Below are 25,704 nucleotides of genomic sequence, written 5' to 3'. Positions count from 1 at the left end.
TATCCCTCCATTGTAATTATGAGTGACGACGACGGTTGCGGTTGCGCCGTCCCTCGGAATGATGGTCGCGTGAATTATTGTGGTGCCGGCTCTGACCCCGGTTGATCTGCCGGTTATTAACGTGACCATTGTGCTTGTTCCGGTCCCGCCGGTTGAAGTGGCCGTGGTTCCCCCGCCGGTCGTCATGCGGCACCCGAATCTTCGTGGTTGGCGTGTTTTCCGGGTGCACGATCTGGAAGTCAACCTCCCGCAGGTCCTTGTCGACCCGCAGAAGCTTAACTTGAACCGGCTGACCGATCTGGAAGATCCGGTGCGTCTTGCGGCCAATCAGGGCCAGGTGCTTTTCGGAATATTCATAATAGTCGTCATTCATCACGCTGATGTGGATGAGGCCCTCAACCGTGTTTGGCAATTCAACGAACAGCCCAAACTTCATCACGGAACTGACCACCGCATCGAAGGTCTCGCCGATGTGGTCCTCCATGTATTCGGCCTTCTTCATGCTGTCGACATCCCGTTCCGTGTCGATCCCCCGCCGTTCAGTAACGGAAGTGTGTTCGGCAATCTCCGGCAGCTTGTCACGCCAGTGGGCCTTGGACTTCTCATCCTTGCCGTGCTCGTGGTACCACTTGATCAGGCGGTGCACCGTGTCGTCAGGGTAACGCCGAATTGGGGAAGTGAAGTGGGTGTAATATGGAGCCCCCAGACCGAAGTGGCCGAGTTCTTCATCCGAGTACTTGGCCTGCTGCATACTCCGCAGCATCATGACCTGGACCATCTCTTCTTCCGGTTTGCCGGCAACTTCCTTCAGGACATTCTGCAGCATCTTCGGCTTAACGTTGTTGATGTCGCCGTGAACGTTGATCCCGAAGACCTCCAGGAAGTCAACGAAGGACTTAATCCGGTCCTTATCCGGCGTTTCGTGAATCCGGTAGAGGAATGGCACCTTCTCCTTAAAGTAGTGTTCCGCCACCGTCTCGTTGGCTGCCAGCATGAAGGACTCAATCATCCGTTCGGCCAGTCCCCGCTCCCGGAGCTGGATATCCGTTGGGTGGCCCTTTTCATCCACGATGATCTTAGCTTCTGGGGCCTCAAAGTCGATGGCGCCCCGCCGTTTCCGGTTCTTGAGCAGGATCCGGTGGAGCTCGCCCATCGTCTCAAACATTGGCACCAGGTTCTTGTACTCGGCAATCGTTTTCGGATCGTGGGCTTCCAGGATCCGGTTGACCGCCTTGTAGGTCATCCGGGCGTGGGACCGCATGACACTCGGGAAGATCCGGTGGTTGATGACCTTACCGTTCTCGTCAATCTCCATCTCACAACTCATGGCCAGCCGTTCCTCACCCGGGTTCAGTGAACAGATCCCGTTGGACAGGCGCTTGGGCAGCATTGGAACTACTCGGTCAGTCAGGTAAACCGAAGTTCCCCGCTTAAAGGCTTCCTTGTCCAGCGGCGTCCCCGGCTTGACGTAGTGGCTGACGTCGGCGATGTGAACCCCGAGGTGGTAGTGGCCGTTGTCCATCTTCCAAGCGACGACGGCATCGTCCAAGTCCTTGGACTCGATGGCGTCAATCGTGACCAGCGGCTGGTCGGTGATGTCTTCCCGGCCCTTCTTTTCCTCCGGCAGAACGTGTAGCGGAATCTTATCCGCCTGTTCCAGGGCCTCCTTGGGGAATTCGTGCGGAACATCGTGGGCGTAGATGACCGACATGATGTCAATGCCCGGTTCATCCTTGTCCCCGATAACCTCCGTTACCGCCCCAGTCATGACCTTCGGGGAATCATCATCCGGGTAAGTGGCCACAGTGGCCGTGACCACCTGGCCATCCATCGGCTTCAAGCCCTGGTCCGTAACGAAGAAGCGGTAGGTGTTCAGCTTCTTGTCCTTCAACAGGATCTCACCGATGTAGTTACCGACGGTTTCCTGCTTGAACTCGCCGACTACCCGCTCATAGTTGTGCTCGACGATGTACGTCACCTGTCCCTCGGGCCCCTGATCGGTTCCCGGCTTCCCGGGGCGCAGGACCTTGACCGTTACCTGGTCACCGTTTAAGGCGTGCAGAGTGTGGTCCGAGTTAATGTACATGTCCGGCAGGTCTGGATCGTAGTCGACGAAACCGAAGCCCTTGTCATTGCCATGGAAGATCCCGGTCAGCGGTTGCTGCTTGATCACGGCCTCGAACTCGCCCTTGTCGGTTACCTGGACCTTCTTGTCCCGCTCCAGCTTGGCCAGGGCCTGGACAACCGGGGTAAACTGGTCGCCGTTGTCCATCCCCAGATGATAGGCGATCCGTTCAGCAGAGTAGCTCACCCCCGCATTATCGGTTAAGTATTTAAGAATCTGATCTTCTAAATGCTGTTTATCGTTTGTTCTTGTTGTCATCTGATACCTCGAATAATTTTTGTAAATAGTCTAAGACGTCCGCGAATAACTGGCGGTGGGCCGGATTGACCGTCAACAGGTGGGTAGCGTCTGGATAGAAGTGGTAATCCACCGGCGTCCCCTGAGCCCGCAGCCGATCAGCCAGCTGGGCACCAGATTGCGGATCAATCATTTCGTCACGGCCGCCCTGGGCAATAAAGAAGGGCTGGTGAAGCTGACCCAGGTCCGCGTCAAGCTGCTTAGTCATGGCCTGAATTGCTGCTAGTTGGGCCGGCAGGTGGTCCCTGATCCAAGCCATCTTTTCGGCCACCGTTGTCTGCGGCGTCTGTTCTTTCTGGTAGTAATTCATTGCCAGCCGGGGAAAGTACTCTGGCACGTTCGATTGTCCCCAGGTGGTGATTGGGGAGGCAAAAACGCCCCCGCCGCTCAGCTGAGCATCATTCTCCAGGGCCCGGGTAGCAAAGAGACCGCCCAGCGAGAGGCCAAAGATGGCCAGCTGGTCGTGGCCGCTATCCCGCAAACGCCGAATCGCCAACTGCGTATCTTCCCACCAGGCATCGGGGTCGCCATCTCTAAGGATCCGGCAGGGATCACCTCCGTGCCCCGTAAATACCGGCGCGTAGACAGTATAGCCCTGCTTCTGGAGGGTGCGACCCAGCATCCGCACATCATTGCTGTTGCCCGAATAAGCGTGCAGCAAAATTACTGCCGGCCGGCCGCCGTTGAAGTAAAATGGCTCACCCGTATATGTTTTCATCACTACCATCCTTTTCCAATAAAAAGAAAGCCCCCTGAATCGCTACAGGGGGCACACTACCAATGTCTAATGTGATGATACGTAAACCAGTGCTAATGCCAGGATAAAGAAGAGTGCCCCGCAGATTGTTGTGACAATTTGCATGACCGCTTCAAAACCACGGGCCTTGCGCCGGGAGAAGAGGTCTCCCGCACCACCGGTCAGTGCTGACATTGCGTCGTTATCGTTCTTTGCTGGTTGCATCATTACACATGCGATTAAAACCACGCAATCGATTAAAAACAAAGTCATTAATGTGTTATACAAGGAATTTTCCTCCTAATACTTTACCCACTATATCTTTATTATCATACCATAAGCCCCGCTTGAATGCTATACGTTCGCATAGTGAGCCGCACTCATTATCCGCCGGTAGCAATGGTTGGTTTTAGTAAAGTTAGCCCGAATCAGCAGGGTATCGCCAGCCTGAATGACCGTCTTACCATTGGGGATGATCTTATCCTCTCCCCGGTAGATCAGGGTCACAATGGTATCCGTTGGCCACGGGTAATCCTTCACCTGGCAACCATCCAGCCGCGAACCTGCGTAGACGGTCACCGGCATCGTGACGTTCTGGTCCGGCTTCTGGGGGTGCTTGCCGATGAAGGCATTGAACATCGCCGTGTAGACCGGCTCGCCATGCAGGGCGTTGACGACCAGGTAGGCTACCACTGCCACCGTAGCCAGCGGCATCAGGTGCGCCAGGGAGCCCACCATCTCGGTGATCAGCAGGATGGCCGTGAACGGCGCCTTGCTGATGCAGGCAAAGTAACCGGCCATCGCGTAGATGATGAAGTTCGGCAGGTACGCCGCCGGCAATAAGCCCAGCTGATTCATCAGGGCACAGTAGAAGGCCCCCAGCACCGCTCCCAGCGTTAGGATCGGTAGGAAGATCCCCCCAGGCAGCTGCGAACCGTAACTGATCATTGAGAAGACAAAGCGGAGCACGAATAGCCCCAAGAAGAGACCGACGGACACCGGCATCAGGCGCAGGGTCCCGATCAACTGGTTTCCCCCGCCCAGGGTCTGCGGCCAGAACCAGGCAATTGGAATCACTAACAGGAAGGGCACCACCGGGTAGGCAACCGGCGGCAGCCACTTCAGCTTGGCACTCCAACTGTTGAGGTGCAGGATCACAATCTGATACAACCGCCCCAATAGTCCCAGTAAGAGCCCCAGCACGATCAGGTGCCAGTAGTATTTTGTAGGCAGCATCTGCTCATAGGGGACGTCCAGGACCGGCCGCAAGCCGAAGAAGACCATTGAGACTATGTTAGAACAGAGCGAACTGACGAAGGTCGCCAGCCAGATCACCGGCGAGAAGTTGTGGTAGACCTCCTCCAAAATAAAGATCGTGCTGGCAATCGGGGCGTTAAAGGCCGCTGCCAGCCCCGCTGCGGCCCCGCTGGCAATGCCGACTTGGCGGTCAAGCTGGTTGGCGTGTAGCCCTTCGGCAACTCCCTGGCCAACCGTGGCCCCCAGTTGGATCGACGGTCCTTCCCGTCCGAGGTAGAGCCCCGACCCGATCGCCAGGATCCCGCCGACGAACTTCCGCCAGAGGACCGGCCACCATTCCTCGTCGAACTGGCTGGTGAGCTGCCCCTCGACCTGGGGAATCCCAGAGCCCTTGATGTTGGGGTTGCGTTGCGCCATCCAGCCGAGCAGGAGCGCCAGGATCACTGACCCGACAGCCCATGGAATCAGCCAGAGGGGGTGCGTATGAAAATATTGAAAGCTCTTGCCGACCAGAATCAGGGCGTGCTGAATGGCCAGGCGAAAGAGGCACACCACGACCCCCGTCAAGAGACCGATCAAAATGGCCCGCACGAGTTGCTTGGTTTGACTATCACACTGAATATCTTTCATAAAACTCTCCTCGTTTTTGGAATCACCATCCCATTCTACACTAAAATCGCCGACCCTGCTAAATCATAGCTGGATCGGCGATTTTCAAATTTTATGTATATTGCTTGCTGCTGCCCGGTGCCGGAACAGGTATACCAGGGTCGCTATAATTAGGACAGCGGCCCCGACAATAACTGAGATCCGGGTGTCCGGGTTGATGAACATGAAGACCACAATCACAATCAACATGATGAAGGCAAAGTAGTTTGAGAATGGGTACAACGGCAGCTTGAACGGGTGGTTGACCATCACGTCCGGATTATTGTGGCGGAAGCGCAGTTCAGCCAGCAGGATTACGAACCACGGGATCATCCCCGGCAGAACGGATGAACTGAAGACCACCACGAACATGTCTGCCGTGGACTTGCTGTAGATCGACGCAACCATGTCGATAATGAACCCGATCAGGATTCCCCCAGAGATCCCCAGGATGGCGGCATCTGGAACAATCCGCTTGGAGAGCCGACCAAAAATCTTTGGGGCATCCCCTTCGTGGGCCAGCTTGAAGAGCATCCGGCTGGAGCTGTAGATTCCGGAGTTAGCCCCAGACAGGGCCGCCGTCAGCACCACGAAGTTGATGATCGAGGCTGCCGCCGTAATTCCGACCTTGGCAAAGGTGGAAACGAACGGTGAACCGACACTGGAAAGCTTGTTCCACGGGTAGATCGTCACGATGACGAAAATCGCCCCGACGTAGAAGATCAGGATTCTGAAGAGGACCGACTTGACGGACTTCACGATCGCCTCTTGCGGATTAGCCACCTCACCGGCCGAAATCCCCAGCAGTTCGATCCCTTCATACGAACCGACAATGATCGACATGGAGAAGAAGAAGCCACTGACGCCCCCGGTGAAGAAGCCGCCGTGAGCCCAGAGATTGCTGAAGCCGGTTGGGTGACCGCCATTGCCAAAGCCGAAGAAGATCACCATGAAACCGAGCAAGATCATGAAGATGATCGTGACGACCTTGATCATCGCAAACCAAAATTCCAGCGAACCGTAAGCCTTAGCACTCGCCAGGTTGGCCAGGACCAGGAAGATAATGATCACGATCCCGGCAATCCAGGTATGCATGTGCGGCCACCAGTACTTAAGGTACTCGGTTGCCGCAACTACCTCGGACATCCCGACCACGATGTATTCGAAGACGTTGGCCCACTTGGCCAGGTAACCAGCGAGGGGATGGACATACTCGGTGGCGTAGTCCGCAAACGACCCAGTCCCCGGATTGATGTAGATCATCTCTCCCAAGGCCCGCATCACAATGTAGAGGATCAAACCGACAAAGGCATACGCCAACATGACGGATGGTCCGGTCCACTTAATCGTTGAGGTCGCCCCCATGAACAGGCCGACCCCAATGGCCCCACCAAGCGAAATCATCTCCATCTGCCCCGCCGTCATTGACCGGCGAAGCTTTGGCGCACTATCTTTCATTTTCTATCAAGTCCCTTTCCTAATTAAACTCTAGGAAAGTATATTATAGATTTGTATAAATTTCTATGGTTTTCTCATTATTTTGTAATAAAAGGGAGTAACCATCACCGTTACTCCCTTTTATTCATTTAATATTAAGGCTGTTCTTCACCAGCATCTTGACGTCCCGGTCAGTTGAACAGTTGTTAATGGCGTCGTTTACTACCCGCCGGCATTCCCGGGTATCCAGCGTGCTCATCATGCTCCGGGTCCGCAGCACGGTCGAAGAAGACATCGAGTAGGCATCGAGCCCCAGCCCCATCAAGAGCGGCAGGGCCCACTTGTCACCCGCCATCTCCCCGCACATAGCAACCGTAATCTTATGCTCATGGGCCGCATCAATCACGTGCTTGAGCAGGGTCAGGAAGGCTGGGTTAAGGGGTTGGTAGAGGTACGAAACCGCGTCGCTTCCCCGGTCAGCGGCAAAACTGTACTGGATCAGGTCATTGGTCCCAATGCTGAAGAAGTCAACCTCCTTCGCCAGGTTGGCGGCATTAACCGCCACCAGCGGAATCTCCACCATGATGCCGAGCCGGATGTCATCACCGAGGCCCGGTTGAGTAGCCTGCAGCTCCGCCTTGCATTCGTTGAAGATCTGCTTAGCCCGCCGCAACTCCTGGACCGTCGCAATCATCGGAAACATGATCGATAGCGGCCCATATTGAGAAGCCCGGATCAGGGCCCGCAGCTGGGGCTTAAAGATCTCAGGATGGTCCAGGCATAACCGGATTGCCCGGTAGCCGAGGAAAGGGTTCATTTCCCGGGGCAAGGGCAGGAATGGCAAGGGCTTGTCCCCACCGATATCCAGGGTCCGCACTACAACCCGCTTGCCCTGCATATTGATGATTACCCGGCGATAGGCCTCGAACTGCTCCTCCTCCGTTGGCAGGTGGTCGCTATTCATGTAGAGAAATTCGGAACGAAAGAGCCCGATACCCTCCGCTCCTTGGTGGATCACATCGTCAACATCATCAGGAGTCCCGATGTTGGCAGTGATCCGAAAACGCTGGCCATCCTTGGAGATCGACGGTGCATCAACCAAGCGGGCCCATTCAGCGGTCCGTTCATCAAAGCCCGCCGCCTTCTGCCGGTAAGCATTGATCTGGGCGTCGGTCGGATCAACCACCACGGTACCGCTTAGACCGTCAACCACCATCCGCTGGTTATTTTTAACATAGGCCGTCGCATCGTTAGTCCCAACTACTGCTGGAATACGGAGGGTCCGCGCCATGATAGCCGCATGGCTGGTCCGCCCGCCGCAGTTGGTTACAATCCCCTTGATCAGTTTAGGATCCATCTGGGAGGTGTCTGACGGGGTCAATTCATCGGCCACAATGATGACTGGATGGGTAATCGCTGCCAGGGTCGGCAGCTTCTTCCCCAACAGGTGGCTGAGGGTGCGCTTAGCGATATCCCGGACATCCGTTGCCCGCTCCTGCATGTACTGGTTGTCCTTCATGGCAGCCAGCATGTTGGCGAAGTTCCCGGTAACCTTGCTGACGGCCTCCTCCGCGTTCACCTGGAGGGCATCGATTTCACCCTTGATCTGGCCGAGCATTTCAGGGTCGGAAAGAATGGCGATATGGGCATCAAAGACATCCAGTTCCTTATCACTCAATCGTTTTCGCGCATTCTCCTTAATCCGCTGCAGGTCGGCAATCGAAGCAGTGAAGGCCGCTTTGACCCGCCGGTATTCCTGCTCCGGATCTGCCACCCGCCGCTTCTTAAACGATAAGTCGGGTGTCGTCAGCAGGTAGGCTGGGGCAATTCCCACCCCATCGCTGGCCGCAATTCCCTGAATGTCTTTTGGCATATTAGTTCCCCCTCTAAACTTGCACCACATAATTTACCTACTAGCATTATAACCCATTTCAATGACCACAAAAGGGCCAGCCCTCATTTAAGAGAGCTGGCCCTTTTTGACGTTAACTTATTCAGTTAAATTAACGGTTTTCGATGTCTTGACGAGCTTGTTCACTCAGGTTGTAGAATGAGTGAATACCCTTGTATTGAGCAACGTCGCCAAGTTGGTCTTCGATCCGCATAAGTTGGTTGTACTTAGCAAGACGATCAGTCCGGCTCATAGAACCAGTCTTGATTTGGCCGGCGTTAGTAGCAACAACCAAGTCAGCAATCGTCGTGTCTTCAGTTTCACCAGAACGGTGTGAAACGATGGCAGTGTAACCAGCTTCCTTAGCCATTTCGATAGCTTCAACCGTTTCAGTCAAAGTACCGATTTGGTTAAGCTTGATCAGGATGGAGTTAGCGGCACCCATCTTGATACCCTTCTTCAGGTAGTCGGTGTTAGTTACGAAGAAGTCGTCACCAACAAGTTGAACCTTCTTGCCAAGTTCCTTGGTAAGGGTTACCCAGTCATCCCAGTTGTTTTCGTCAATTGGGTCTTCGACAGAAACGATTGGGTACTTTTCAATGATGCCGGACAGGTACTTGATCCATTCGTCAGTGGTGTATTCTTCACCAGTTGACCAACGAAGCTTGTACTTCTTAGCGTCGTCGTCCCAAAGTTCGGAAGCGGCAACGTCAAAGGCAATGGCAATGTCCTTACCTGGCTTGTAGCCGGCGTCCTTGATAGCCTTGATCAGGTATTCAAATGGTTCAGCGTTGTTAGCAAAGTCAGGAGCAAATCCACCTTCGTCACCAACAGAGGTTACCTTACCAGCAGCTTCCAATTCCTTCTTCAGGGCGTGGAAAGTTTCTGAACCCCAACGAATAGCTTCACGAACAGTTGGTGCACCAACTGGCATGATCATGAATTCTTGGAAGTCAACCTTGTTATCAGAGTGAGCACCACCGTTGATAACGTTCATCATTGGTGTTGGCAGTACGTGAGCGTTGAAACCGCCAAGGTAGTTGTAAAGAGGAACTTGCAGTTCATCAGCAGCAGCCCGAGCAGCAGCCAATGAAACGGCCAAGATAGCATTGGCACCAAGCTTGCCCTTGTTAGGAGTACCGTCCAGCTTAATCATTGCCTTATCAATGGCAATTTGGTCGGTAACTTCCATCCCAACAATTTCCTTAGCAATAACATCGTTAACGTTAGCAACGGCCTTCAGTACGCCCTTGCCGCCGAAACGGTTCTTGTCACCGTCACGCAATTCAACGGCTTCGTGTTCACCAGTTGAAGCACCTGATGGGACAATCCCACGGCCAACACCGCCAGCTTCAGTGTAAACTTCAGCTTCAACGGTTGGGTTACCACGTGAATCAAGAACTTCACGTGCATAAATATCTGTAATAAGTGACATTTGATGAATCTCTCCTCTGTCTTATATTTGGATACATTCCACAAGTAATATTGTATTATTTTGCACAACTAAAAACAAGCTTTTCGCCGTTAATGATTGACGATTTGTAAAAAGGTTTTCGGGTCCAGGCTGGCGACGCCAACCAGCGCGCCATCAATATCCGGCTGGGCCATCAGTGCCCCGACATTCTTGGTTGTCACACTGCCCCCGTATAGGATCCGAATGTTGTTGGCCACCTTGGAGCCATACATGTCCGAGATGGTCTGCCGAATCAGGTAGCAGCCCTCTTCGGCCTGGTCTGGATCGGCACTCTGACCGGTGCCAATCGCCCAGTTCGGTTCATAGGCAATTGTAACCTTTTCCACCTCGTCTTCGCTCAGGTCTTTGACGTCGGCCAGGATCCGGTTGACCACCCAGTGGATCTTCTGGTCATAAGCAATCCGCCGGCCCATCGTGTCATCACAGCAGACGATCGGGCAGAGATCATTGGCCAGGGCGGCCTTGACCTTTTTATTGATCAGCTCATCGGTTTCATGAAAGTAGTTGCGCCGTTCGGAGTGGCCAAGAATAACATGGTGAATTCCGGCAGCATAAAGGGCCCTAGGACTCGTCTCCCCGGTAAAGGCACCGCTATCCTTGTAGTAACAGTTTTCGGCCATTACCTTCAAAGGCGAACCAGCCGCTGCAGATACCATTGGTACCAGTGCCAGGGTGGGAGCCGCTAATGCCGTCTCCTGCTGACTGGCTGGCGGTAGCTGATCCTTAACCTGCTTAACGAAGGCCACCGCCTCAGCGACCGTCTTGTTCATCTTCCAGTTGCCCGCAATCATCGGTACCCGCATCACATCATCACTCCTTCAAAAAAGCGGAACCGTACAAAATATCGGTTCCGCTCGTAAAGATTTGATTACTTTTCAGAAATTGCAGCAATTCCTGGTAATACCTTACCTTCAAGGTAGGTCAGGGAAGCCCCACCACCAGTGGAGATGTGGGTAAGCTTGCCAGCAACACCTAATTGCTTAACAGCGGCAGTTGAGTCACCACCACCGACAATCGTGGTTGCGTCAGCTAAGGTACCAAGGAACTTACCAACTTCAAGGGTTCCCTTGGCGAAGTTAGGCTTTTCGAAGACACCCATTGGGCCGTTCCAAACAACCGTCTTAGCGTCCTTCAGAACGTTTTCGAATTCCTTGATTGACTTTGGACCGATGTCAAGAGCCATCCAGCCATCGTCAATGTCGCCTTCAACAACCTTGGTGTTAGCATCGTTGTCGAACTTGTCAGCAACTACGTTATCGATAGGCAAAACGATCTTGTCGCCGGCCTTGTCAAGGATTTGCTTGGCAACATCAATTTTGTCCTTTTCAACTAAGGAGTCACCAGTCTTGATACCCTTGGCAGCGTAGAAGGTGTAAGCCATCCCACCACCGATGATGATCTTGTCAGCCTTGTCGAGCAGGTGGTCGATAACACCGATCTTGTCAGAAACCTTGGCACCACCTAAGATGGCAACAAATGGACGTTCTGGGTTGTCAACGGCGTCACCCAAGAACTTAATTTCCTTTTGCATCAGGTAACCGGCAGCAGCCTTGCCTGGCATGTTAGTGGCAATCCCGACGTTGGAAGCGTGCTTACGGTGAGCAGTACCGAAAGCATCGTTAACAAAGACGTCACCAAGTGAAGCCCAGTACTTGCCTAATTCAGGGTCGTTACCAGATTCACGCTTGACGTATTCGCCATCCTTAACATCTTCGTAACGGGTGTTTTGAACAAGCAGAACATCACCGTTGTTCATGTTGTTGATGGCATCTTCAAGCTGCTTGCCTTCCGTTACTGGAACAAAGGTAACTGGCTTGTTCAGCAAGTTGGAAAGCCGTTCAGCAACTGGACGAAGGGACAGACCTGGCTTGTCTTCTTCCTTCTTAATCCGGCCAAGGTGGGAGAACAGGATTGCCCGGCCACCGTGTTCGATAACGTACTTGATGGTTGGCAGTGCGGCAACGATCCGGTTGTCATCGCCAACAACACCATCCTTAATTGGGACATTGAAGTCAACCCGCATTAAGACCTTCTTGCCTTCTAATGGCAGGTCTTCAACAGTTAATTTAGCCATAACTATGTGTTTCCTCCTTCTCTGTTAAGAAAAAGGCGGTTGGAGTCTCCTCCTCCCACCTTTTACAAAAAAGCTTATTTAAGCAATCAGATTAAAGTTCTGCAAAGTGAAGCAGAGTCCGAATCATGTTGCAAGTGAAGCCGTTTTCGTTGTCGTACCAAGCAACGGTCTTAACTAATTGAGTACCGTCTTCGCCTTCCATGATTTCGGTTTGTGATGGGTCAAATACTGAACCAAAAGTAGAACCGATGATATCACTTGAAACGATTGGGTCTTCAGTGTAACCGTAAGCTGGGTTGTTTTCAGAAGCCTTCTTCATAGCTTCGTTAACTTCATCAATTGAAACCTTCTTGTTAAGGATAGTAACAAGTTCAGTCAATGAACCAGTAGGTACAGCAACACGTTGTGCGTGACCAGAAAGCTTACCGTTCAGTTCTGGGATAACCAGACCGATAGCCTTAGCAGCACCACTTGAGTGAGGAATAGTGTTAACAGCGGCAGCACGGTTGTTACGGAACTTCTTACCACGTGGTTGGTCAAGGACAGCTTGGCTACCAGTGTAGGCGTGAACAGTCGTCATAGTACCAACCTTGATACCGAAGTTCTTGTTGAGCCAGTATGCCATTGGGGCAAGGCAGCTGGTCGTGCATGAACCAGCGGAAACGATCTTGTCGTCAGCCTTCAAAGTGTCCAAGTTAACGCCTGGGACAACAGTAGGAATGTTACCAGCAGGTGCAGAAATCAGAACACGCTTTGCGCCGGCGTCCAAGTGAGCTTGGGACTTTTCTGCAGAAGTGTAGAAACCAGTACATTCAAGGACAAAGTCAACACCGTCGTTCTTTACCCAAGGAATGTTACGTGCGTCACGTTCTGCGTATACAGGGTATTCCTTACCGTCAACAACGATACCCTTGTCAGTTGATGAAACTTCGCCATCAAAACGACCTTGGGTTGAGTCGTACTTCAGTAAGTAAGCCAACATTTCTGGTGAAGTCAAGTCGTTGATAGCAACAACTTCGATGTCATCAGTGTTGAGTTCGTGAATACGACGGAATGCCAAACGACCAATACGGCCGAAACCATTAATACCAATCTTTACAGTCATACTGCAATTTCCTCCTTTAGGAAAACATAATTAGCGTACATGCTTAGTTTATCACATTCCGATTTTAGGACAAGTAATTTATACTCATTCTAAAATGTAAAACTAATGCAGTAAGGTCTAAGCAATATACAAACCTTACGCTACTTATAATACCCATCTTATTGTTAATTGTCTATTCAATCGCCCTAGAAATTCGCTTTTTTCTTGTGAAAACGTTATCTTGATTAAAAGTTTCAAATAATGGTTGCAATCCAATCGAGAATAGGATATTATAATAAACGTTGATTGATACAACACAGCAACATGCGCCCTTAGTGTAATGGATCGCACGTGAGATTCCGGTTCTCGAGATCCGGGTTCGACTCCCGGGGGGCGCATTACAAAAGGCAGCCGTTTTGACGGTTGCCTTTTTTCGTTCATCAATAAATATTGATAATAAAAAACAGCCCGGCAGATGCTGGACTGTTTTTTTGAATCATTACTTTTCGTCGGCTGGCTTTTCCTTAGCCCACTTACGAATAGCTTCGATCTTCTTTTCTTTTAATGCTCGCTTGTACTTAGGAGCAACTGGGCGACGGCCTTGTACGCCGTATGGGTGTGCTTTACGCATGTGAATATGCCTCCTTTTATATCAAACGTAAATTAATTAACGTTCCAATTATACCGGGCCGCGTTTTAAAAAGCAACCCTTGACGGTATTTCAACCATTTATTTCTGCATGGCTAATAAAATCAGCAAAATATTTTTATCTTTTACCCCAAATTGCTAAACGTTACCAACCCCGCAACCCGTTATTCTCCCCTCTTTGAGCTATACCAATTTAAGAAAACCTTTTCAAATATATTGCTATTAGGGGTATTGCAAACTATACCAATATGATGTAGTATTCAATGTGTGGTGAGGAGCTGCTTAATTAACGAAAGTAAAATAATAAAATTAACTAACATCTATGGAGGTAATATCATGGAAGATACTAGTAAATTAAACGTATTCAAGACCGCTGCTGACTGGGAGGAACTCGACCAGCAAAGTGCCGCTACTGAATTAGACATGGTTTCCGAGAACGCTAATGAAAAGTAACACTCAAAACTCCCTCGACAAAGAACGGACCTAGGCATTTGCCAGGCCCGTTTTTATTATTTAGGACAAAACATTTGACCTTTTTTGACCAATCGGTTATAGTATTAATATCCATTAGCAATAAATACTAATGAGTGCTAATCAATAAGGAGGCCACAACATGAACTTAGTTCCAACTGTCATTGAGCAATCATCTCGTGGTGAACGTGCTTATGATATCTACTCACGGCTTCTGAAGGACCGGATCATTATGCTGTCTGGTCCAATCGAAGACGACATGGCAAACTCAATCGTTGCGCAACTGCTGTTCTTGGATGCGCAAGATTCAACAAAAGACATTTACTTATACATCAACTCACCTGGTGGTGTCGTTACGTCAGGAATGGCGATCTACGACACGATGAACTTCATCAAGGCTGATGTTCAGACGATTGTTATCGGTATGGCTGCTTCCATGGCCAGTGTCCTGGTATCCTCTGGTGCCAAGGGCAAGCGTTTTGGTCTGCCACACTCACAAGTTCTGATTCACCAACCATCTGGTGGAGCCCAGGGTCAGCAAACTGAAATTGAAATTGCTGCCACTGAAATCCTGAAGACCCGGAAGATGCTGAACGGCATCCTCGCTAAGAACTCCGGTCAACCGATCGAAAAGATCCAAGAAGATACGGAGCGTGACCACTACTTTACGGCTCAAGAAGCGGTGGACTACGGTCTGCTCGACGGGGTCATGGAAAACAATTCTAAGCTGAAGTAATTATTCGGCTGATCAGCACTGGACGACTCGTCGCCCGGTGCTTTTTCAATTTTAGACGCAAAAAGTACACCCACAACTTTGCAGGTGTACTTTTTGGTTATTCTGCCTTGGACATTCGCAGCTCGTCCGCGTAGGCATTGAGCTTCCGCAGCCGGTGGTTGACCCCTGACTTGGAGATCGGGCCGCCCGGTACCAGCTCACCGAGTTCTTTCAAACTAACCTCCTGGTGGGCCAGCCGGGTCTCGGCAATCTCGCGCAGCTTGTCCGGCAGTGTCTGAATGCCGACCCGTTCATCAATCAGCCGGATGTTTTCAATCTGCCGGGTCGAGGCATTGGCAATCTTGTTCATATTGGCGTTCTCGCAGTTGACCAGCCGGTTGACCGAGTTCCGCATGTCCCGGACAATTCGGACGTTCTCAAACTGGAGCATCGAGTTGGTGGCCCCGATCAAAGACATGAAGTCAGCAATCTTCTCGGCTTCCTTTAAGTAGACGATAAAGCCGCTGCGCCGGGCCGTTGTCTGGGCATTGAGGCCAAACTTGTTCATCATCTGGGCGATCATCTCGTTGTGTTCCTCGTACAGGGAATAGATCTCCAGGTGGTAGCGCGATGTCTCGGGGTTATTGACCGACCCCCCGGCCAGGAAAGCCCCCCGCAGGTATGAACGCACCATCCACTCATCATCGAGCAGCTCCATCGGCACCCGTTCCTTGATCTGCAGGTTCTGCAAGATTCCCAGGTCATCGAGGACGTGCTGGGCCGCATAGCGCAACCGGACAATGTACTGGTTGTTCTTCTTGAGCTTCATCTTGCGCCGTACCACGATTTCGCTCTCCACGTGGTAAAACTCCTTTAATAGCGAATAAATCCGCCGGGCAATCGCCGGGTTCTCCGTCTGGATATTCAAGATCAGCTGGTGGTTAACCAGGGCGATGCTGCCGTTCATCCGGATCAGCGCCATCAGTTCAGCCTGGGCGTTCTTCTGGTGAACCTTGATTGCCGTCAATTCCTTCTTTACTTCACTCGCGTACGACACAAAATTACCTCCTAGTCATGGACCTGGTGCAGGCGGTTGATCAACTCGTCCACCACCAAATCGCGGTCGTGAAAGGCCCCATTATCCTTGAGGCGCAGGAAATTAGAACTGATCACCCGGCACCCCTGGTCACGCAAGCCTTGGAAGTCGTGGCCAACTGGCTGGGAAATTTCGTTCCATTCCTGAAAATCAATGTAGTTCTTCGGTACCGGCCGGATGTTGACCAGAACCGTATCAATAAAGTTCCTGCCGAGGTGCTGGTTGAGGACCCGAACGTGGTCGGCATCGGTGAAGTGGTCGGTCTCCCCCTTCTGCGTCATGATGTTGCAGATATAGACGACCTCCGCCTTGCTCTCACAGACGGCACGGCCAACCTCGTCAATCATCAGGTTCGGCAGGATACTGGTAAACAGGCTTCCCGGTCCCAGGACAATCTGGTCGGCTTCTTTGATGGCCTGAATGACCTCGGGAACGGGCTTGGCCTGGTGACTATCCCCATCGTTGGACGGCGTGACCCAAACCCGCTTGATCTGCTTGTGGGCCGCAGTAATCTCAGATTCGCCGCTCAGGGTTGTCCCATCGGTAAATTCAGCATTCAGGGTTAGCGGCTCGTTGGCAACCGGATAAATGTGCCCGCGGATTTTCATCATATCGGACAATTCCTGAACCGCGGTGAAGATTCCGCCTTTCATCTCGGAAAGGGCCGAGATGATCAGGTTCCCAATGGCGTGGCCGGCAAAGAACTGGTCCCGGCTGTTGAACCGGTACTGGAAAACGTCCAACTCCAGTTGCGGCAGTTCTGATAAGGCTACCAGACCGTTCCGGATATCGCCAGGCGGTACCACGTTGATGTAGTTGCGCAGGATCCCAGAGGAACCCCCATCATCAGCGACCGTTACCACGGCGGTGATGTCAACGTCCTTGTCACGCAGGCCGCGCAGGACCACGGGAAGACCGGTTCCACCGCCGATCACCACAATCTTTGGTTTACGAAACATAAGTTGTCTTCCTTTCTATTGTGCCTTGTCAACATCGCGGTGGTAGAGGTTGACCTGGTAGCCGCTGTCCTTGAGGTCGGCAGCCAGCCGGTTGGCAATCGTCACGGACCGGTGCTGGCCACCAGTACAACCGATGGCAACCGTCAGACTGCTCTTGCCCTCGTGAATATAGCCGGGCAGGGCCCCCTTAATCAGCGACGACAAGTGCTGGTAGAATTCCTTGGCCTCATCACTCTTCATAACATATTCCTGGACCGCCCGATCATTTCCTGTTTGATGCTTTAACTCCGAAACGTAGAACGGGTTCGGCAGGAAGCGGACGTCCATGACGATGTCCGCATCCAATGGCAGACCATACTTGAAGCCAAAGGACATCACCTCAACGTAGAAGTTGCTGCCTTCGCCGTGGCCAAAGAGCTTGTTGATCCGCAACTTCAAGTTCCGCGGCGTCAGGTTGGTCGTGTCGATAATCTCATCGGCCCGGCTCTTCAGTTCGGTCAGCAGCTTCCGTTCCAATTCGACCCCATCCAGGAGCCGGCCCTGGGGTGCCAGTGGGTGCGCACGGCGGGTTTCCTTGTAGCGGGAAACCAGGGTAACGTTGTCAGCGTCCAAAAACAGTAAGCGCACCTGCAAGTCATCACGCTGGCGCAGCTTTTCCAAACTCGGCAGGACCTTGCTGTGGAAACCGCGTGAACGCAGATCCATCACCATGGCGATCTTATCGAACTCACCAGAATTCTTGATCACATCCACAAATTTTTCAGCGAGGCTCGGCAGCATATTATCAATTACGAAGTAGCCAAGATCCTCAAAGCTGTGGATGGCCACCGTCTTACCGGCGCCACTCATCCCCGTAATGATCACTACCTGCATCTTATCAGCCATTTACTTTTCCTCTCTTCTATCAGGACTACCCAAGTATTGTAACACATCAAGCCGGGCGTGTCTTATAATTACTCGTCAGGGCCGCAGGTTATCGTGGTGAAGGTTTTCCCAGGTGACCGCATCCACGTACGGTCGGACGTTGGCCAGTGTCAAATCCTCATCCCCAAAGCACTTGATCCCGTGATCCGGGAGCAGGGTGGCGGTCACCCCCGCTCCCGGAACCTTATTGCCGGCAAACTTGCCATCATAGATCAGCTTGGTGCCACAGGCCGGGCTCTTCTGCTTCAGAAAGGCCGCCGTCACCCCATGATCCCGGGCAATCTTCAGGACCATCTGGGCGCCCTGCAGGTATTGCCTGGTCACATCGCGCCCTTCACGATTCATCACCTTAGCCCGTCCTGTTAGCACATCCCGGCCGGTGCCGCCCTGGATCTCGGCTGGAACGCGCGGGGTTGCAAAGCCGCCCATAATCTCCGGACAGACTGTAATCGCCTGCCCCAGCGCCACCAGTTTTACTGCCAGGTTGTTCCGGGCATTGCCGCCATCATAGCGGACGTTGAACCCCGCTAGACACGCACTAATCAGAATCATCACCATCGCCTCCTTAACTTCCAGGATACACCAAAAGGGAGCTTCACCAGCATGAAGCTCCCTTTTTACTTTACTTATTTGCGTTTCCGGCGACTCTTCTTGGCGGCATGAGCAGCCATCAGCTCCCGGTCCCGGTCAAGCATCTGTTTGAGGTACTTTCCAGTATAGCTGCCCTTGACCTGGGCAACCTCTTCCGGCGTTCCGGTAGCCACGACCTGGCCACCGCCCTCGCCGCCTTCTGGTCCGAGGTCAATCAGCCAGTCCGCTGACTTCACCACGTCGAGTTCGTGTTCGATCACCAGAACGGTGTTGCCGGCATCCACCAGTCGTTGCAGGACGCCCAGGAGACGCTTGATGTCATCCATGTGGAGTCCCGTTGTCGGTTCATCCAGGATGTAGAAGCTCTTCCCATGGGACTGCCGGTGCAATTCAGCGGCCAGCTTCATCCGCTGGGCCTCCCCACCAGACAAGGTGGTGGCGGGCTGCCCCAGGTGCACGTAGCCTAAGCCGACATCCTCGATCGTCTGCAGCTTCCGCCGAATCTTCGGGATGGCGCTGAAGAAGTCGAGGGCCTCGGAAACCGTCATGTTCAGGACTTCGGCGATGTTCTTCCCCTTGTACTCAACTTCGAGAGTCTCAGAGTTATACCGGGTCCCATGGCAGACCTCACACGGAACGTAGACGTCGGGTAGGAAATTCATCTCGATCTTGATGATCCCGTCCCCGTGGCAGGCCTCACAGCGGCCGCCCTTGACGTTGAAGCTGAACCGGCCCTTAGTGTAACCCCGTACCTTGGCCTGGTTGGTCTGAGCAAAGAGCTCGCGGATATCGTCAAAGACTCCGGTATAGGTGGCTGGGTTGCTCCGCGGGGTCCGGCCGATTGGGGACTGGTCAATGTTGATGACCTTCTCGATGTTGTTGACCCCGGAGATCGACTTGTACTTCCCCGGCTTGGCGGAGTTGTTGTTCAACTTTTGGGCCAAAATTCGTTTCAGGATCAGGTTAACCAGGGTAGACTTACCCGACCCGGAAACCCCGGTGACACAGACGAACTTGCCAAGGGGGAAGTCAACGTCGATGTTCTTGAGGTTGTTGGCGGCGGCCCCCTTCAGGATGATATGCTTGCCATTACCCTTGCGGCGCTCCATCGGCACCTCAATCATCTTCTTGCCGGACAGGTACTGGCCCGTCAGTGACTTCCGTGACCGCATGATCTGTTTCGGTGTTCCGGCAGCCATCACCCGACCACCGTTTTCGCCGGCACCGGGACCGATGTCGATGATGTAGTTGGCCGCCCGCATCGTATCCTCATCGTGTTCAACCACGATCAGGGTGTTACCGAGGTCGCGCATTGCCTTAAGTGAGGAGATCAGCCGGTCGTTGTCCCGCTGGTGCAGACCAATTGACGGTTCGTCCAGCACGTACATTACGCCGGAGAGATTGGAACCAATCTGGGTAGCCAGCCGGATCCGCTGGGCTTCCCCACCAGACAGGGTCCGGGCCGACCGGCTGAGAGTCAGGTAATCAACCCCGACGTTCTGCATGAAGGTCAGCCGGTCCAGGATCTCCTTCAGAATCGGCTTAGCGATCTTTTCGTTTTGCTCCGACAGCTTGATGTTCTTGAAGTAGTCAATCGACTTGCTGATCGGCAGGTCGGAAACTTCCCCGATGTTTTGGCCGTCGATCTTCACGGCCAGGGCCCGTTGGTTGAGCCGGTAGCCGTGGCAGACCGGGCACGGGAGCTCAGTCATGTATTTACGCATCTGTTCCCGCGTGAAGTCAGAGTTGGTCTCCTTGTAGCGCCGCTTGATGTTGTTGATGACCCCTTCAAACAGCACGTCGACGTCCCGCACTCCGCCAAAGTCATTTTCGTAGTGGAAGTGGAAGGTCTGATCGCCATTGCCGTAGAGGACCATCTGCTGTTGTTTCTTAGGAAGCTTGTTGAACGGTGTGTCCATGTCGATGCCAACTGCCTGACAGAACTGCTCCAGCAGCTGGGGGTAGTACTGGGAGGAAATCGGGTTCCACGGTACCATGGCCCCCTCGCGCAGGGTCTTGCTCCGGTCGGGAACAACCAGGTCCACGTCGACTTCGAGCTTGGATCCCAGGCCCTCACATTCTGGGCAGGCGCCGGTGGGGGCGTTGAAGGAAAAGAGGCGGGGTTCGAGCTCGCCCACCGTGAAGCCGCAGATTGGGCAAGCGTACTTCTCGGAAAACGGGATCGGGTCGCCGCCGATGACGTCCGCGATGGCGTACCCGTCGCTAAGCCGCAGGGCCGCTTCGAAGGAATCGAAGAGCCGGGACCGGATTCCGTCCTTGACGATGATCCGGTCGATCACCACGTTGACCGTGTGCTTCTTATTCTTATCGAGTTCCGGCACCTCATCCAGATCATAGGTCTCGCCGTCGACCTGGACCCGCACGAAGCCTTCCCGCTTGATTTTGTCGAAGACCTTTTTCTGGGTCCCCTTCTTGTCACGAATAATTGGCGACAGAATCTGCAGGCGGGTCCGTTCGGGCAGCTTGAGGATCCGGTCTACCATCTGGTCCGGCGACTGGCTGGTGATCGGAATGTTGTCGTTGGGACAGATGGGGGTCCCGGCCCGTGCCCAGAGGAGCCGGAGGAAGTCGTTGATCTCGGTAACCGTCCCGACCGTCGACCGCGGGTTATGCGAGGTCGTCTTCTGGTCGATCGAAATGGCCGGAGAGAGGCCGTCGATTGAATCGACATCCGGCTTATCCATCTGGCCCAGGAACTGCCGGGCATATGTGGATAGACTCTCAACGTACCGTCGTTGCCCCTCGGCATACAGGGTATCAAAGGCTAAGGAACTCTTGCCCGATCCCGACAGACCGGTGATCACCACCAGTTTATTCTTGGGAATTGTCACATCAATGTTCTTCAGATTATGGGCACGCGCCCCATGAATCACAATCTTGTCGGTTGCCATCACTTATCCCCCTTATTTCTTCTTCACTTTCTTTCCTGTCATCTGCGCCTTCAGCTCCATGACAGTATCACGCAACGTGGCGGCCTGTTCGAAGTCCAGCCGCTTGGCAGCCGATTGCATCTGCTCCGTCAGTTCGGCCACCATCTTCTCCTGGTCGGCCCGCTTCAGCTTAGCAAAGTCCCGGGTCGTAAATTCGGTGCTGTCTTCCTTCTCGCCGGTATCCTCACTCGGTTTCGTTGCCGTAATCGCATCCTGGATCGGCTTGATGATCGTCTTTGGCGTAATGTGGTGCTCTTCGTTGTACTTCATCTGGATCGACCGCCGCCGCTTCGTCTCGTCGATCGCTTTTTGCATCGACTCGGTAACCGTATCTGCATACATGATGACTGCCCCGTGTTCGTTCCGGGCGGCCCTGCCGATCGTCTGGATCAGCGACCGTTCGTTCCGCAGGAAACCCTCCTTGTCCGCGTCGAGGATGGCGACCAGGGAAACTTCCGGCACATCCAGTCCCTCACGCAACAGATTGATCCCGACCAGGACGTCGAACTTCCCCAGCCGCAGGTCCCGAATGATCTGGGTCCGCTCTAGGGTCTTGATGTCACTGTGGAGGTACTTCACCTTCAGACCGAGGTCCTTCAGGTAGTCGGTCAGGTCTTCGGACATCTTCTTGGTCAGCGTGGTGACAAAGACCCGCTCGTGACGTTCGATTCGCTTGTTAATCTCACCGACCAGGTCATCAATCTGGCCCATCACTGGCCGGACCTCAATCGTCGGATCCAGCAGACCGGTTGGCCGAATAATCTGTTGGACAACGCGGTCCGTCTGCTTTTCCTCGTACGGCCCGGGGGTTGCCGACATGTAGACCACCTGGTTGACGTGTTTCTCAAACTCTTCCAGCTTCAGGGGCCGGTTGTCGAGGGCGCTCGGCAGGCGGAAGCCGTAGTCGATTAACATCTGCTTCCGCGCACGGTCCCCGTTGTACATTCCCCGCACCTGGGGCATCGTCTGGTGGGACTCGTCGACGACCATCAGAAAGTCCTTCGGGAAGAAGTCGAGGAGAGTGTATGGCGGCTCACCGGGTTTACGCCGATCCATGTAGCGCGAGTAGTTTTCAATTCCGTTGACGTAGCCGACTTCCCGCATCATCTCAATGTCGTAGCTGGTTCGCTGCTGGATCCGCTCTGCCTCGAGGAGCTTCCCCTCGTCAGTAAACTTCTTGACCTGCTTCTTCATGTCAGCCTCGATCTCCGGCAGAGCCAGGTCCATAATGTCTTCGTTAGTCATGAAATGGGTGGCTGGGAAGATTGAGACTTCCTCCCGGTCCCCCTTAACTTCACCAGTCAGGGCATCCACCTCGCGCATCCGGTCAATCTCATCACCGAAGAATTCGATCCGCAGGGCAGTCTCCCCGTGTGATGCTGGGAAAATCTCCACTACATCGCCGTGGACCCGGAAACGGCCCCGCTGGAAGTCGATGTCATTGCGGTCGTACTGAATCTTGACCAGGTCGTTCAGGACCGTATCACGTTCAATCTCCTGGCCGACGTGCAGGGAGAGGACGCTGTTCTGGTACTCGTTCGGGTTACCAAGACCGAATATACTGGAAACCGAAGCCACTACGATCACGTCGTTACGCTCCAGGAGCGCGGTCGTGGCGGCGTTCCGCAGTTTATCAATCTCATCGTTAATGGAAGCATCCTTTTCAATGTAGGTATCGCTGGATGGTACGTAGGCTTCGGGCTGGTAGTAGTCATAATAGGAAACGAAGTACTCCACCGCATTATTAGGGAAGAACTTCTTCATTTCGCCATACAGCTGCCCCGCCAAGGTCTTGTTGTGGGAAAGGATCAGGGTCGGTTTATTCACGTTGGCAATCACATTGGAGATCGTGAAGGTTTTCCCGGTCCCCGTTGCTCCCAACAGGATCTGGGCTTTCTCTCCCTTTTCAATTTCCTGGGTCAGTTCGGCGATGGCCTCGGGCTGGTCCCCGGTGGGCTTATAATCTGAAACAAGGTCAAACTTCTTGTCTGGCTGTCGATAAATCACTGCATGTACCTCCCTAATTAGCCGTTTACGTAGAAAAAGAGAAAGGTCGCCCTTTCTCTTTATTTAACTATTATTCAGTTTAGCATCCAAACATGCATTCGTCTATCAATATGAAACGGTAGTAAAAAAGGCCGCGGGGAACTCCGCAACCTTTTAATAATTAGTTTAGAAGTGCCGTTTGCGCAAGCCAAGTAGGCTCAGGCTCCCGGTAATCAGTCCCAGGATAGTAGCAAGGATTGACTGACTGTTACCAGTCTGTGGCAATCCTTGACCATGGCCTTCCTGATAACCAGTAGCGCCATTGTCAGCAGCAACAGCAGGTTGGTTAGCTTGCTTTACTGCTGATGAGGAGATAGTGAATAAAGCCTCCTCACTTGCCTGTTGGGCCTGATCACGTCCTGTTGGCTGGTGCGGTGTAACAACAGTCGATGATTGAACATGACCATTGTCAGTCGATACCGTTAACTGACTAGCATCCGCACTGGCTAAGTCCTCTGAAACATGCGGCGGAATAATTTCCGGTTGTTGATGATCCGCTGGCTGAGCAGGAGCGGTTGGCTGTGTAACACCTGTAACCTGCGTTGACTGACTCAGCTGCTCTGGCTCTATTGGCGCTGGCGTCATCGGCGTCGTCGGGTTTTCTGGCTCCGTTGGCGTATCCGGTACGTCTGGCGTATCTGGCACATCCGGTGTTGTCGGCTTGTCAGGGGACGGGATAACTGGGTATAAATCATCCGGAATGTATGGAATATGAGGCTTAGCCGTATCTCCACGCAAATCCCAACGGTGTGTCTCACCGCCATTAACATTTACCCGATTAGCAATCAGGTTACCATCCATGTTGACATTAATATTCAGCTCACTTTACGGTGCTAGAACACTCCCCATGAAATAACCACTGCCAACGTTCAATTTTGCCTGAGTATTACCAAAATTCCAGATAACGTGGTTAGGCTTGGAATGCCCTTCATTTGGACTGATCGTTTGATTATCATCGTAAACCAACTTGGTCTGCGTCCCGATCGAATACTCATTTGCCTGTGATCCCAAATCAACATTTACAATTACAACCGGCCCATTTTCTGATGAACTCAGCCCCTTAATCGTCAATGGCTGTGGATCACTCAAGTAGTTTACCGGCACACTGACGTAGATAACCTTGACATCTGGTGCAACCCCGCTGACATCAATATAACGATTATTCATATCACTGAAGTCAACCTTGACACCATTCGTTTGTTCCTGAGCTGAATAGAAATCCGCCAACTTCTGCAAAGCTGCGAATTCCTGATTAAAATCAACCAGCTTAGCATGATCAACTGTTTCAGAATCTGTATTCAGCTGATCCAGTCGCGTCCCGTTGGCAAAAACGTGGTGGTCTTTAATTTCGATCTTTCCCTAGGCCTGATCACCAAATATAATGTAGCTATTTGAATTACGGAAGACATTGGCACCTAACCGATCGAATGACTCAATGTAGTAAACGTCGCCGTTTTGGCCATTCAGCTTGTAGTTGTGCGACTCGTTCCGTGTTCCAAACTCATTTCCCGAGATATAGTGACGAGTAGCAATATTCCCGTTAACATCCGCACCAATCTGGACTTCATTGACAAAGATATGGAATGATTCTGCCCGTGATAACAGATTATTATCGAGTAGACGCTCCTCTGATGATGAATCATTCTCTAAAACGTTAACCTGCGTGTTATCAGCAACGGCGGCACTCTCAGTCGTAGCTGAAGAAGCCGTGGCCGTACTTGCACTAGCCGTTGTGCTTTCGGCAGGGCCATTTGAAGCAGCAATAACCTGCTGGGTATTTATCGTGCTTGTCCCCTGATCATCTGCCTTAACAGCAGTCGTCATTCCAGTAAAAGCCAGCACCGTAATCGTGGCGGTCAACCATAGCTTGCCGGCCTTGTACATCTTATAGTGCTTCGATTCATTCATCTTGTTCACAATCCCTCTTCTCTGTAAAAATAGCATTACCTATTTAATGATGTTTGGCCGGAAATCCCGTGACTTTAGTCATGGGATGGATAGGCCCCTTTAGCGCCCGTTAGGGCGTTTTTTAGTTTCGTTGTATTTTTGATTGTTGATGTATTGCTCGACAACTTCCTTGCTCATATTGCCTAACGTGCTCATGTAGTAGCTTGGCGACCATAGATGACCACCCCAGTATTGGGATTGTCTGATTTCTGGATGTCTCCTGAGGAAGATAAAAGCACTTCTACCTTTCAGGGCCTTGATAGCACTGGTTGGCGCTTTGCTAGGTGGAAAACTAATCAGTACGTGTACGTGATCGGGCATGACTTCCATTTT

Annotated in this window: 22 protein-coding genes and 1 tRNA gene; 2 read left to right on the top strand and 21 right to left on the bottom strand. The window is 52.6% G+C overall.

Features of this window, described 5'->3' with window-relative positions; translation table 11 throughout:
• Positions 1 to 16 precede the first annotated feature (16 nt).
• From rnr to gap, 10 genes are all read right to left on the bottom strand, one after another.
• On the bottom strand, positions 17 to 2,383 hold the full coding sequence (gene rnr, locus QOS10_RS02465; RefSeq protein ID WP_283593477.1) for a ribonuclease R: 2,367 nt from the start codon (positions 2,381 to 2,383) through the stop codon (positions 17 to 19).
• Positions 2,361 to 3,140, bottom strand: coding sequence for an alpha/beta hydrolase (locus QOS10_RS02460; protein WP_283593476.1), 780 nt, complete (start codon positions 3,138 to 3,140; stop codon positions 2,361 to 2,363). Before QOS10_RS02460 ends, rnr begins: the two co-directional genes overlap by 23 nt.
• A gap of 66 nt (positions 3,141 to 3,206) precedes the next feature.
• Positions 3,207 to 3,446 (bottom strand): preprotein translocase subunit SecG, encoded by a 240-nt coding sequence (secG, locus tag QOS10_RS02455; RefSeq protein ID WP_057806936.1) that lies wholly within the window; start codon positions 3,444 to 3,446, stop codon positions 3,207 to 3,209.
• 66 nt (positions 3,447 to 3,512) lie between these two features.
• Positions 3,513 to 5,045, bottom strand: coding sequence for a ClC family H(+)/Cl(-) exchange transporter (locus QOS10_RS02450; RefSeq protein ID WP_283593475.1), 1,533 nt, complete (start codon positions 5,043 to 5,045; stop codon positions 3,513 to 3,515).
• An 84-nt stretch (positions 5,046 to 5,129) separates the two neighbouring features.
• Positions 5,130 to 6,521, bottom strand: coding sequence for an amino acid permease (locus tag QOS10_RS02445; protein WP_283593474.1), 1,392 nt, complete (start codon positions 6,519 to 6,521; stop codon positions 5,130 to 5,132).
• Between the two features lie 124 nt (positions 6,522 to 6,645).
• Entirely contained in the window at positions 6,646 to 8,373 is a 1,728-nt protein-coding gene (ptsP, locus tag QOS10_RS02440; protein ID WP_283593472.1) for a phosphoenolpyruvate--protein phosphotransferase, read from the bottom strand.
• Between the two features lie 130 nt (positions 8,374 to 8,503).
• The gene (gene eno / locus QOS10_RS02435) at positions 8,504 to 9,826 is read right to left on the bottom strand and encodes a phosphopyruvate hydratase (RefSeq protein WP_283593471.1); all 1,323 of its coding nucleotides are present in this window, start codon (positions 9,824 to 9,826) and stop codon (positions 8,504 to 8,506) included.
• 89 nt (positions 9,827 to 9,915) lie between these two features.
• The gene (tpiA, locus tag QOS10_RS02430) at positions 9,916 to 10,668 is read right to left on the bottom strand and encodes a triose-phosphate isomerase (RefSeq protein ID WP_283593470.1); all 753 of its coding nucleotides are present in this window, start codon (positions 10,666 to 10,668) and stop codon (positions 9,916 to 9,918) included.
• A 65-nt stretch (positions 10,669 to 10,733) separates the two neighbouring features.
• Complete coding sequence (locus QOS10_RS02425; RefSeq protein ID WP_283593467.1) at positions 10,734 to 11,939, bottom strand: phosphoglycerate kinase; 1,206 nt, start codon at positions 11,937 to 11,939, stop codon at positions 10,734 to 10,736.
• Between the two features lie 91 nt (positions 11,940 to 12,030).
• Positions 12,031 to 13,044, bottom strand: a complete 1,014-nt coding sequence (gap, locus tag QOS10_RS02420; protein ID WP_283593464.1) for a type I glyceraldehyde-3-phosphate dehydrogenase — start codon at positions 13,042 to 13,044, stop codon at positions 12,031 to 12,033.
• A gap of 305 nt (positions 13,045 to 13,349) precedes the next feature.
• On the opposite strand from gap, the gene QOS10_RS02415 reads away from it, so the two are divergent.
• Positions 13,350 to 13,421: transfer RNA gene (locus QOS10_RS02415), tRNA-Arg, on the top strand.
• A 101-nt stretch (positions 13,422 to 13,522) separates the two neighbouring features.
• Here QOS10_RS02415 and QOS10_RS02410 read toward each other — a convergent pair.
• On the bottom strand, positions 13,523 to 13,654 hold the full coding sequence (locus tag QOS10_RS02410) for a hypothetical protein (RefSeq protein ID WP_263851300.1): 132 nt from the start codon (positions 13,652 to 13,654) through the stop codon (positions 13,523 to 13,525).
• A 630-nt stretch (positions 13,655 to 14,284) separates the two neighbouring features.
• Between QOS10_RS02410 and clpP the strand changes: the two genes are divergently transcribed.
• Positions 14,285 to 14,878, top strand: coding sequence for an ATP-dependent Clp endopeptidase proteolytic subunit ClpP (gene clpP / locus QOS10_RS02405; RefSeq protein WP_283593462.1), 594 nt, complete (start codon positions 14,285 to 14,287; stop codon positions 14,876 to 14,878).
• A 97-nt stretch (positions 14,879 to 14,975) separates the two neighbouring features.
• Here clpP and whiA read toward each other — a convergent pair whose 3' ends face one another.
• The 10 genes from whiA to tnpA form a co-directional block, all read right to left on the bottom strand.
• Positions 14,976 to 15,914: a DNA-binding protein WhiA gene (whiA, locus tag QOS10_RS02400; RefSeq protein WP_283593459.1), complete on the bottom strand. Its 939-nt coding sequence runs from the start codon at positions 15,912 to 15,914 to the stop codon at positions 14,976 to 14,978.
• Between the two features lie 11 nt (positions 15,915 to 15,925).
• Positions 15,926 to 16,912 carry a gluconeogenesis factor YvcK family protein gene (locus QOS10_RS02395; RefSeq protein WP_283593457.1) on the bottom strand — a complete coding sequence of 329 codons (987 nt, stop codon included), beginning with the start codon at positions 16,910 to 16,912 and terminating at the stop codon, positions 15,926 to 15,928.
• A 15-nt stretch (positions 16,913 to 16,927) separates the two neighbouring features.
• Positions 16,928 to 17,797, bottom strand: a complete 870-nt coding sequence (gene rapZ, locus QOS10_RS02390; protein ID WP_283593455.1) for an RNase adapter RapZ — start codon at positions 17,795 to 17,797, stop codon at positions 16,928 to 16,930.
• Between the two features lie 75 nt (positions 17,798 to 17,872).
• A complete protein-coding gene (locus QOS10_RS02385) occupies positions 17,873 to 18,388 on the bottom strand; it encodes a DUF523 domain-containing protein (RefSeq protein WP_283593454.1) in 516 nt (171 codons plus the stop codon).
• Positions 18,389 to 18,462: 74 nt separating this feature from the next.
• Entirely contained in the window at positions 18,463 to 21,339 is a 2,877-nt protein-coding gene (uvrA, locus tag QOS10_RS02380; protein WP_283593452.1) for an excinuclease ABC subunit UvrA, read from the bottom strand.
• Positions 21,340 to 21,351: 12 nt separating this feature from the next.
• Positions 21,352 to 23,385 carry an excinuclease ABC subunit UvrB gene (gene uvrB, locus QOS10_RS02375; RefSeq protein ID WP_283593451.1) on the bottom strand — a complete coding sequence of 678 codons (2,034 nt, stop codon included), beginning with the start codon at positions 23,383 to 23,385 and terminating at the stop codon, positions 21,352 to 21,354.
• Positions 23,386 to 23,550: 165 nt separating this feature from the next.
• The gene (locus QOS10_RS02370) at positions 23,551 to 24,162 is read right to left on the bottom strand and encodes an LPXTG cell wall anchor domain-containing protein (protein WP_283593449.1); all 612 of its coding nucleotides are present in this window, start codon (positions 24,160 to 24,162) and stop codon (positions 23,551 to 23,553) included.
• A gap of 87 nt (positions 24,163 to 24,249) precedes the next feature.
• On the bottom strand, positions 24,250 to 24,735 hold the full coding sequence (locus tag QOS10_RS02365; RefSeq protein ID WP_326520593.1) for a collagen-binding domain-containing protein: 486 nt from the start codon (positions 24,733 to 24,735) through the stop codon (positions 24,250 to 24,252).
• 48 nt (positions 24,736 to 24,783) lie between these two features.
• Positions 24,784 to 25,332 carry a KxYKxGKxW signal peptide domain-containing protein gene (locus tag QOS10_RS02360; RefSeq protein ID WP_283593448.1) on the bottom strand — a complete coding sequence of 183 codons (549 nt, stop codon included), beginning with the start codon at positions 25,330 to 25,332 and terminating at the stop codon, positions 24,784 to 24,786.
• 99 nt (positions 25,333 to 25,431) lie between these two features.
• A partial coding sequence (gene tnpA / locus QOS10_RS02355) for an IS200/IS605 family transposase (RefSeq protein ID WP_283593447.1) occupies positions 25,432 to 25,704 on the bottom strand: 273 nt, incomplete at its 5' end.

Source organism: Limosilactobacillus galli (assembly GCF_947381495.1).
Classification (GTDB): Bacteria; Bacillota; Bacilli; order Lactobacillales; family Lactobacillaceae; genus Limosilactobacillus; species Limosilactobacillus galli.
Note: the sequence above shows the minus strand (reverse complement) of the source record. Positions and strands in the feature narration are given on the sequence as shown.

Coding starts and splice junctions, on each gene's coding strand:
- rnr (WP_283593477.1), bottom strand. CDS start 2,383: ATGACAACAAGAACAAACGATAAACAGCATTTAGAAGATCAGATTCTT.
- QOS10_RS02460 (WP_283593476.1), bottom strand. CDS start 3,140: ATGAAAACATATACGGGTGAGCCATTTTACTTCAACGGCGGCCGGCCG.
- QOS10_RS02450 (WP_283593475.1), bottom strand. CDS start 5,045: ATGAAAGATATTCAGTGTGATAGTCAAACCAAGCAACTCGTGCGGGCC.
- QOS10_RS02445 (WP_283593474.1), bottom strand. CDS start 6,521: ATGAAAGATAGTGCGCCAAAGCTTCGCCGGTCAATGACGGCGGGGCAG.
- ptsP (WP_283593472.1), bottom strand. CDS start 8,373: ATGCCAAAAGACATTCAGGGAATTGCGGCCAGCGATGGGGTGGGAATT.
- eno (WP_283593471.1), bottom strand. CDS start 9,826: ATGTCACTTATTACAGATATTTATGCACGTGAAGTTCTTGATTCACGT.
- tpiA (WP_283593470.1), bottom strand. CDS start 10,668: ATGCGGGTACCGATGATTGCGGGCAACTGGAAGATGAACAAGACGGTC.
- QOS10_RS02425 (WP_283593467.1), bottom strand. CDS start 11,939: ATGGCTAAATTAACTGTTGAAGACCTGCCATTAGAAGGCAAGAAGGTC.
- gap (WP_283593464.1), bottom strand. CDS start 13,044: ATGACTGTAAAGATTGGTATTAATGGTTTCGGCCGTATTGGTCGTTTG.
- QOS10_RS02410 (WP_263851300.1), bottom strand. CDS start 13,654: ATGCGTAAAGCACACCCATACGGCGTACAAGGCCGTCGCCCAGTTGCT.
- clpP (WP_283593462.1), top strand. CDS start 14,285: ATGAACTTAGTTCCAACTGTCATTGAGCAATCATCTCGTGGTGAACGT.
- QOS10_RS02395 (WP_283593457.1), bottom strand. CDS start 16,912: ATGTTTCGTAAACCAAAGATTGTGGTGATCGGCGGTGGAACCGGTCTT.
- rapZ (WP_283593455.1), bottom strand. CDS start 17,797: ATGGCTGATAAGATGCAGGTAGTGATCATTACGGGGATGAGTGGCGCC.
- QOS10_RS02385 (WP_283593454.1), bottom strand. CDS start 18,388: ATGATTCTGATTAGTGCGTGTCTAGCGGGGTTCAACGTCCGCTATGAT.
- uvrA (WP_283593452.1), bottom strand. CDS start 21,339: ATGGCAACCGACAAGATTGTGATTCATGGGGCGCGTGCCCATAATCTG.
- QOS10_RS02360 (WP_283593448.1), bottom strand. CDS start 25,332: ATGAATGAATCGAAGCACTATAAGATGTACAAGGCCGGCAAGCTATGG.